The following is a 7,781-nucleotide window of genomic DNA, read 5'->3' as shown; positions in this document are numbered from 1 at the left end:
TCTAGCTAGCTTTTTAGAAAGAATAACGTTTTTTGTCACTTGGGGGTAGTGAAAATTCTTAAGTTGATGGGCATGTGCCAAGACCCCCATCCATCAGTTTTTAACTCTTTACTGTCTAATACATACTTCATCGCATTCTTAACATAAGAAGTGCGGTAATAGTATGCATTCATCCAATCGCCCTCTTCTGGATATCTATTTTCAACAAATTGAACATAGTGTTTTGGCGCTTTCGCCACTCCTACACTCTCTTCAGATAATCCCGAAATCTTATTTTCTATGCGAATGATTTGATCATGCAGCTTCAATAATTCTGTTGGATCTGTATTTTTCATATAATCTTGTACAGCATCATAGCTTGATGTGATTAGGCTTCTTTCTCCTCTTAATTCCACTGCATATGGATTCTCATACTTTTTCAGCATTTCATCCCAATCTTTTTTCGTATGCTTTCCTAATATGAATAATGGAAAATGACTTCCACCATTAGTAACTTCAGCTGTGATATCACCTTGATTGTTCGGGTTATAGAAATACAGTATCCCGCCCACTGGAGATGATATTACATTTTCACCAGGTGTTAAATCAAATTCCTTAGGGTCTTCTTCATCATACGCATGTGTTCCTATAAAAGCTTTAATAGACTTATCACCTTTTATTTTAATTTTCATTTCTTCATTTGGCTTTGCATAAATCCCAGTTGGTTCATTTGCCGCTAGTTCCCAGTCCACCTTTAAACGATCTCGTTCCTCAGTGACATCACCTTTTCCAGGCACATAAAACGTCCTCTGCTCCAAACGACTCTCTTTGCTCTCTTCCAACTTTCCACCTTTAACCTCTTCCAAAGGCGCTGCATATCCTTTTGATGCTTCAAAAGCTACTGGTGATAATAATGTGGATATGCATATACCAGCTACTAATACCCTACTCTTTTTCTTCTTCGACATAATCTGTGTCCCCTGTTCCTTTATTTAGAAAAACCATCCTATATATTTATTTAATGAAAAATCCTATTATTTTTATAAAAACATGTAATAAATAGACGAATACCTCGCGCACCTGTATCTATTACTACCGCATTTCCCTCCATGTATTCGCTTTCTTACTTTGTAAAATTTTTATGTAATATGTCCTCCTCACTTCTCTCTATTTGTGATGAGTTCTATTCGTACATAAAAAGAGAATAGCAAAAGATATCATTATAGTATTGTCATCTATACATCTAAAAATAAAAATAGCAATAGAATCTTACATTTTCTTCATATATGACCATCTATAGGTAGTTTTTCCAACTGAATTGTACATGTTTTCTACTTTGTTTGATAGCCTTTTCAATTAGAATAATGTTACAATTTCGTGAATTTAATCAATTAATCTTAACGTTCGGATTTTATTATATTTGAATATCTTTCACAACATAAAAACAATGTTTTATTCGGTTAATAATTATCTTAATATAATTTAATGTTTCATAGATAAAAAGCATTGGTGTTAACCAATGCTTTTTATCTTACCTTTTATATTGATTCGGTTTATGCGGTTCGTTTGGAGTATGTGGTTTATTATTATCATGACCATTTCCTTTTTTCCAACTCACTGATAACTCCGGACTTGTTTCTTCTTCACTACGCTCAAGTAATACAACTGCATTTTGAATTGTCGGTGTACCTTTATGCGCAATGCCTTGTAGCTTCGTTAATTTCCCGATTACTTTAAAGCTAAATCCACCAGCTGGTGTTTGTTTCGGAACTAAAATGCGGAACTTTTCTCCTACATTAAATTCCGTTTTTGCTTCGCCTTTTTCATTTACAAATTTCGCTCCCGCTGGTGCACCTGTTGCTTGCACTTTATACGTTCCACTTTTTGCATTTGTTTCTACTGTATATAAGCCTGTTTCAAAGAAATCATTTTTCAATACTGCTTCTTGTTCTTCTGTAGGAGTTACACTCATTGTAATTTCTTGTAACTCTTCACTAGCACTTGCTTTTGCAACGATATCTTTCGTTACCTTTTCTACATTTTTATTGCGGAAGTCTAAATCATTAATATCGATTTGTTTTAACGCATTCCATACTGCAAGCTGCGTTGCATAATGAGCTTCTCTCCAATCAGAAACACCTAATTCTTGCGGGCTCTTTTGTGGATATCCATTTAATAATACACGGTATACGTTAATATCCACTTTCCCCATTTCCGGTAAATCTTGACCGCTTGGAGATTTTAAATCTACATTTAAGCAAAAAGCAATTTTGCCATCTGCCGTTTTAATAAGCTCTGTTCGGATTGGTTTCTTCTTAGACTTACTATAACTCCAATCCATTTGATACTTTGTATGGTCCATCACTTCTGCGAATGCTTTTTGAAGCGGGAATAACACAAATAAAACACTTAAAAACATAGCTAAAAGTTTGAACGATTGCTTTATATTCATGTTTACAGCCCCTTATAACAAACTTGATACTAAGTAGTATTTATTTAGAAACTATTTTTATGCAAAAAAAGAGTGCTTTTACGCACTCTTCTTTCTTACCCTAATCTTAGAAATCGAAGTTATCAGGATCTGGACCAACGCGGTGATTTTGGTTTAACGCATCGATTTTTTCCATATCTTCTTTCGTTAATTCAAAGTTAAATACATCAGCATTTGCAATGATACGGTGTTCTTTCGTTGATTTTGGAATTGTAATTACTCCATTTTGAAGATCCCAACGTAAAATCACTTGCGCTGTTGTTTTGCCGTGTTTCTCCGCAATCTCTTGTAATGTTTCGTTATCTAATAATTGACCTTGCATTAATGGTGACCATGCTTCCATTTGAATACCTTGTTCTTTACAGAAAGCTTGTAGTTCTTTTTGTGTTAAACGAGGGTGGTATTCTACTTGGTTAATCATTGGTTTAATTTCTGCATCTTTCATTACATCTTGTAAGTGATGGATTTGGAAGTTACTTACACCAATTGCACGTACGCGCTTTTCTTTATAAAGTGTTTTTAACGCTCTCCACGTATCTTTATATTTTCCTTCTGAAGGCCAGTGAACAAGATATAAATCTAAATAATCTAGTCCTAATTTTTTTAGACTCTCTTCGTATGCAGCGATTGTTGTTTCATATCCTTGGTCTGCGTTCCACACTTTTGAAGTGATGAATAAATCTTCTCTTGAAATACCAGTTGCTTCGATACCTGCACGAATTCCTTCACCTACAGCTTTTTCATTTCCGTAAATTGCAGCTGTATCGATGCTGCGGTATCCTGCTTTAATCGCTGATTTTACAGCTTCTACAAGTTCTGGTCCTTCTTCTACTTTAAATACACCTAAACCGAACCAAGGCATTTCTACACCGTTATTTAATACTGCTTTACTTTGTAAGTTTTTCATTTTATTTTCTCTCCTTTTATTTTACTTGATCTCTTTTTTCTAATGTCATGCTCCACGCTGTTAAAATCACAGCGGCTACTACCATAAGACCGCCTACCCAAGCAGTATGGATTAATCCTAACGAATTCGTTACAAGGCCACCTATATAAGAACCTAAAGCGATTCCTCCGTTAAATGCGGCAATATTAATTGCTGAAGCAACATCAACCGCACTCGGAACAAAGCGCTCTGCCAATATAACTACATATACTTGTAGCCCCGGAACATTCATAAATGCGAATAGTCCCATGAAAATAATTGTGATTAATCCAGCTACTTTAAATGGCGCTGTAAATGTTAAAACAAATAGTATAATCGCTTGAATTAAGAACATGTAAAATAGCGCTCGGATCGGATTATGATTCGATAATTTTCCGCCAACCATATTCCCTATCGCAATTGCAATTCCATACACTAATAAAATGATGGTAACGGTACTTGCTTCAAACCCTGTTACTTCTTGTAATAGTGGTGATAAATACGTAAATGTTACGAACGTACCGCCGTATCCAAGTGCAGTAATAATGAAAACAAGTAACAGTCTTCCATTTTTAATTAGTTTGAATTGATCACGAAACGATACAGGTACACCATTTTTTAAATTAGATGGGACGAGTATACTGTTTGCGATAAAAGCAATAATTCCAATTACGACAATCGCCATAAATGACGCTCTCCAGCCAAATTGTTGACCGATAAACGTTCCAATTGGTACACCTGTAATAGTCGCAACTGTTAATCCAGTAAACATAATCGCAATGGCGCTAGCACGTTTATTCTCTGGGACGATTGCGGCCGCAATTGTAGATCCTATCGACATAAACACACCATGTGCAAACGCAGATACAACCCTTGCGATAATTAATATAGTGAAACTTGTTGCTACTGCCGCGATCCCATTACCAATAATGAAAATAACCATAATCCACATTAATAATGTCTTTCTCGACATACTAGCCGTTAGCGCTGTTAAAACAGGAGCCCCTACTGCCGCACCTAATGCATATAGGGAAACAGTTAAACCAGCTGTTGTAACAGAAACATTTAAATCTTTTGAAATAGATGGTAATAAACCGACACTAATAAACTCGGTCGTACCAATCCCGAACGCACTAATTGCTAGTGCTAATAAAGCAAACATACTTCTTCGATTCGTCTGAACTTCCGAAGATGGTACTGTATATGAACTCAATTGAATTCCTCCTTATTACAAGAAATCCAATCATAATAGTGCGATAAAAAGGCCCTTTTATCTTCTAAAAAAAATATTTAATCTCTACAAATGCTATTATGAATGGTTTCATTCTTTTTTTGAAGAACGCACTTTAAAGTACGATAGGCACCAAAAAGTAACATAGTCACTTTTCAGTACCGTACTACTCATTTGCCTCTTACATGTGCTATTATGAAACATATTTAACATGATAAAAAGTACGTACTTTAAAGTGCTATAGGTACTAAAAAGTAACATTTGTATGATTTAACTTATTTTACTCACAATGGGAGGGTTTCATATGAAGCAATACAATATTCCTGTAGAGGCAACTTTAGAAGTTATCGGCGGCAAATGGAAAGTTGTTATCCTTTGTCACTTAACGAAAGGTACAAAGAGAACGAGTGAATTAAAACGCTCAATGCCTGGTATTACACAAAAAATGTTAACACAACAATTACGTGAATTAGAAGACGACGGCGTTATTCAAAGAAAAGTATACAACCAAGTCCCGCCAAAAGTAGAATATTCTCTTACTGATTACGGTTGGTCTTTAGAATCCATTCTTGATTCTCTTTGTTCTTGGGGCGAATGCCATCTTGAAAAAGAAGGTAAGACATCGATGCTAATTGCGGAAGGTGAATAATAGGAAAAAGGAAAAAACGAACATGAATTTGTTCATTTTTTCCTTTTTTTCTTATTATATATGTACATTTCTAATTGAAACAAAATATTTTATACGCTTTCATACCTTGTCAGTACTACGTTATACGCTCGATATGAAATAATTAGGAATCATTTTTATGTTAACATAGGTGTATATAGTATATAATATAGGATATATATTATATACACTTTCCGGTAACGGAGCTTTTCCATTATGCGGACAAGCCATATATCGGACAGTTCATAAATAATAAGTAAGACGTTATGGTTTTAGATTTATGTTTGCAGCTTACTTGCTGTCATAAATTTAAAGGCATTTTATTGTGTTTTGTGAAACTTTGTATAAAGTTTCGTAACCGTTTACTATCTTACTTATCAAAAATAAGAGTATTGCTATCGTAAAGGAGAATTGGAGATGCCAGAAACTATGACTCAAACAAAGCCAGAACAAGAAACTGTACAAATTTCTGCTAGCCAAGGACAACTTGATGTACTTGATCAGTTGTTAAAACCTGAGGTACAAGAATCATTAACAACACTAGTAGAACAGCTTCCAAAATTAACTGAGCTTGTTAACATTTTAACTAAGTCTTATGACTTCGCTCAAACTGTTGCTACTGATGAAGTATTAAAAAGCGACACTGTTGGTGCAATCACAGAGCTTGTAGAACCTGTAAAAGATACAGTGAAAAGCATGGCTGCAACTGCAATCGAAGCGAAAGATCGTGCTGACGAAAGCAACGAAGTTATCGGCCTATTCGGTCTTTTAAAATTACTAAAAGATCCACAAGCACAAAAAATGTTCCGCTTTGTGAACGCATATCTTCAAATTAGTGCAGAACGTAACAATAAATAAGTTAACTTATAACAACAATTAGTAAAGACGGGGGATATCATACTATGTCAAAACAAATTGTCATCTTAGGCGCTGGTTATGGCGGTCTTCTTGCCGCTTTAAACGTACGTAAATATTACAGCAAATCAGAAGCACAAGTTACAGTGATTAACCAATACCCAACACACCAAATCATCACTGAACTACACCGCCTTGCAGCTGGTAACGTGTCTGAGCAAGCAGTTGCAATGCCACTTACAAAGCTTTTCAAAGGTAAAGACATCGATCTAAAAATCGCAACAGTTGAGTCATTCTCAGTTGATAGCAAAGAAATTAAACTAGCTGGCGGCACTACTTTATCTTACGATGCACTTGTAGTTGCTTTAGGAAGTAAAACTGCTTACTTCGGTATTCCAGGACTAGAAGAAAACAGCATGGTATTAAAATCTGCTGCTGATGCAAACAAAATCTACAAACACGTTGAAGATCGTATTCGTGAATACGCGAAAACGAAAAACGAAGCTGATGCTACAATCGTAATCGGTGGTGGCGGATTAACTGGCGTTGAGCTAGTTGGTGAGCTTGCTGACATTATGCCTAAACTTGCAAAAAGCCACGGCGTAAATCCAAAAGAAGTTAAACTTCTTCTTGTTGAAGCAGGTCCAAAAATCCTTCCAGTATTACCAGACCACTTAATCGAACGTGCAACTACTAGCCTAGAAGCACGCGGCGTTACATTCTTAACTGGTCTTCCTGTAACAAACGTTGCTGGCAATGAAATCGACTTAAAAGACGGTCAAAAACTTGTTGCTAACACATTCGTTTGGACGGGCGGCGTTCAAGGTAACCCACTAATCGGTGAATCAGGTCTTGAAGTAAACCGTGGTCGTGCAACAGTTGATGCATACCTACAATCTACTTCTCACAAAAACGTATTCGTTGCTGGAGACAGCGCTGTTGTCTTCGCTCCAGACGGACGTCCATACCCACCAACTGCACAAATCGCTTGGCAAATGGGTGAGTTAATTGGATACAACTTATACGCAGCACTAGAAGGCAAAGCATTCGAAGAGTTCGCACCTGTAAACTCTGGAACACTTGCTAGTCTAGGACGTAAAGATGCTGTTGCTACAATCGGAGCAAGCAATACTCCACTTAAAGGCTTACCAGCATCATTAATGAAAGAAGCAAGTAACGTTCGTTACTTATCACACATTAAAGGTCTATTCAGCTTAGCTTACTAATCTGAATATAAGCCCGAATCATGCCCTGCATGGTTCGGGCTATTTTTATCCCACTTTAATGGGCAGTAAGACCCCCACCTCAAAATTCAGCGAAAGCAAAGCAGTTAGGTGGGGGATCAACTGCCCATAAAAGTCCGATTGGTTCAACTAATAATCAGCGGGGATGAGGAAAACCCCCACTGATTAAAGTTTCACTTTATCCGAAATTTTCTCTAACTTATTTATTCGGCAAAAAAAATATATACCCTTTAAATTTATCTAAATATACTGACTTTTTATAATGAAAGCTGTCCCGTTCGGAACAGCTCTTATTGTCGCTTTTTGTTGGTAAATCGATATATCGAGGAAATCGCCGATATATTCGGATTTACGCTGATATATTTCGAAAATCGCCGATATGTTTCGAG

The 7,781-nt window shown here is 36.2% G+C and carries 6 protein-coding genes and 1 pseudogene; 3 read left to right on the top strand and 4 right to left on the bottom strand.

What is annotated here, in order from left to right; translation table 11 throughout:
* Positions 1-74: 74 nt before the first annotated feature.
* The 4 genes and pseudogenes from PDQ33_RS20820 to PDQ33_RS20805 form a co-directional block, all read right to left on the bottom strand.
* Positions 75-947, bottom strand: a pseudogene (locus PDQ33_RS20820) (M60 family metallopeptidase); the annotation flags it as partial.
* A gap of 563 nt (positions 948-1,510) precedes the next feature.
* Complete coding sequence (locus PDQ33_RS20815) at positions 1,511-2,431, bottom strand: thioester domain-containing protein (RefSeq protein ID WP_001022541.1); 921 nt, start codon at positions 2,429-2,431, stop codon at positions 1,511-1,513.
* A gap of 106 nt (positions 2,432-2,537) precedes the next feature.
* A complete protein-coding gene (locus tag PDQ33_RS20810; RefSeq protein ID WP_270756509.1) occupies positions 2,538-3,377 on the bottom strand; it encodes an aldo/keto reductase in 840 nt (279 codons plus the stop codon).
* 16 nt (positions 3,378-3,393) lie between these two features.
* On the bottom strand, positions 3,394-4,557 hold the full coding sequence (locus PDQ33_RS20805; protein WP_163262942.1) for an MFS transporter: 1,164 nt from the start codon (positions 4,555-4,557) through the stop codon (positions 3,394-3,396).
* A 373-nt stretch (positions 4,558-4,930) separates the two neighbouring features.
* On the opposite strand from PDQ33_RS20805, the gene PDQ33_RS20800 reads away from it, so the two are divergent.
* From PDQ33_RS20800 to PDQ33_RS20790, 3 genes are all read left to right on the top strand, one after another.
* Positions 4,931-5,275 carry a winged helix-turn-helix transcriptional regulator gene (locus PDQ33_RS20800; RefSeq protein WP_000816344.1) on the top strand — a complete coding sequence of 115 codons (345 nt, stop codon included), beginning with the start codon at positions 4,931-4,933 and terminating at the stop codon, positions 5,273-5,275.
* Between the two features lie 435 nt (positions 5,276-5,710).
* The gene (locus PDQ33_RS20795) at positions 5,711-6,151 is read left to right on the top strand and encodes a DUF1641 domain-containing protein (RefSeq protein WP_001115309.1); all 441 of its coding nucleotides are present in this window, start codon (positions 5,711-5,713) and stop codon (positions 6,149-6,151) included.
* 44 nt (positions 6,152-6,195) lie between these two features.
* On the top strand, positions 6,196-7,374 hold the full coding sequence (locus tag PDQ33_RS20790) for an NAD(P)/FAD-dependent oxidoreductase (RefSeq protein WP_000043204.1): 1,179 nt from the start codon (positions 6,196-6,198) through the stop codon (positions 7,372-7,374).
* Positions 7,375-7,781 lie beyond the last annotated feature (407 nt).

This window comes from Bacillus cereus group sp. Bc031 (assembly GCF_027716265.1).
In the GTDB taxonomy this organism is placed as follows: domain Bacteria; phylum Bacillota; class Bacilli; order Bacillales; family Bacillaceae_G; genus Bacillus_A; species Bacillus_A paranthracis.
Note: the sequence above shows the minus strand (reverse complement) of the source record. Positions and strands in the feature narration are given on the sequence as shown.

Coding starts and splice junctions, on each gene's coding strand:
- PDQ33_RS20815 (WP_001022541.1), bottom strand. CDS start 2,431: ATGAATATAAAGCAATCGTTCAAACTTTTAGCTATGTTTTTAAGTGTT.
- PDQ33_RS20805 (WP_163262942.1), bottom strand. CDS start 4,557: ATGTTTGCTTTATTAGCACTAGCAATTAGTGCGTTCGGGATTGGTACG.
- PDQ33_RS20795 (WP_001115309.1), top strand. CDS start 5,711: ATGCCAGAAACTATGACTCAAACAAAGCCAGAACAAGAAACTGTACAA.
- PDQ33_RS20800 (WP_000816344.1), top strand. CDS start 4,931: ATGAAGCAATACAATATTCCTGTAGAGGCAACTTTAGAAGTTATCGGC.
- PDQ33_RS20810 (WP_270756509.1), bottom strand. CDS start 3,377: ATGAAAAACTTACAAAGTAAAGCAGTATTAAATAACGGTGTAGAAATG.
- PDQ33_RS20790 (WP_000043204.1), top strand. CDS start 6,196: ATGTCAAAACAAATTGTCATCTTAGGCGCTGGTTATGGCGGTCTTCTT.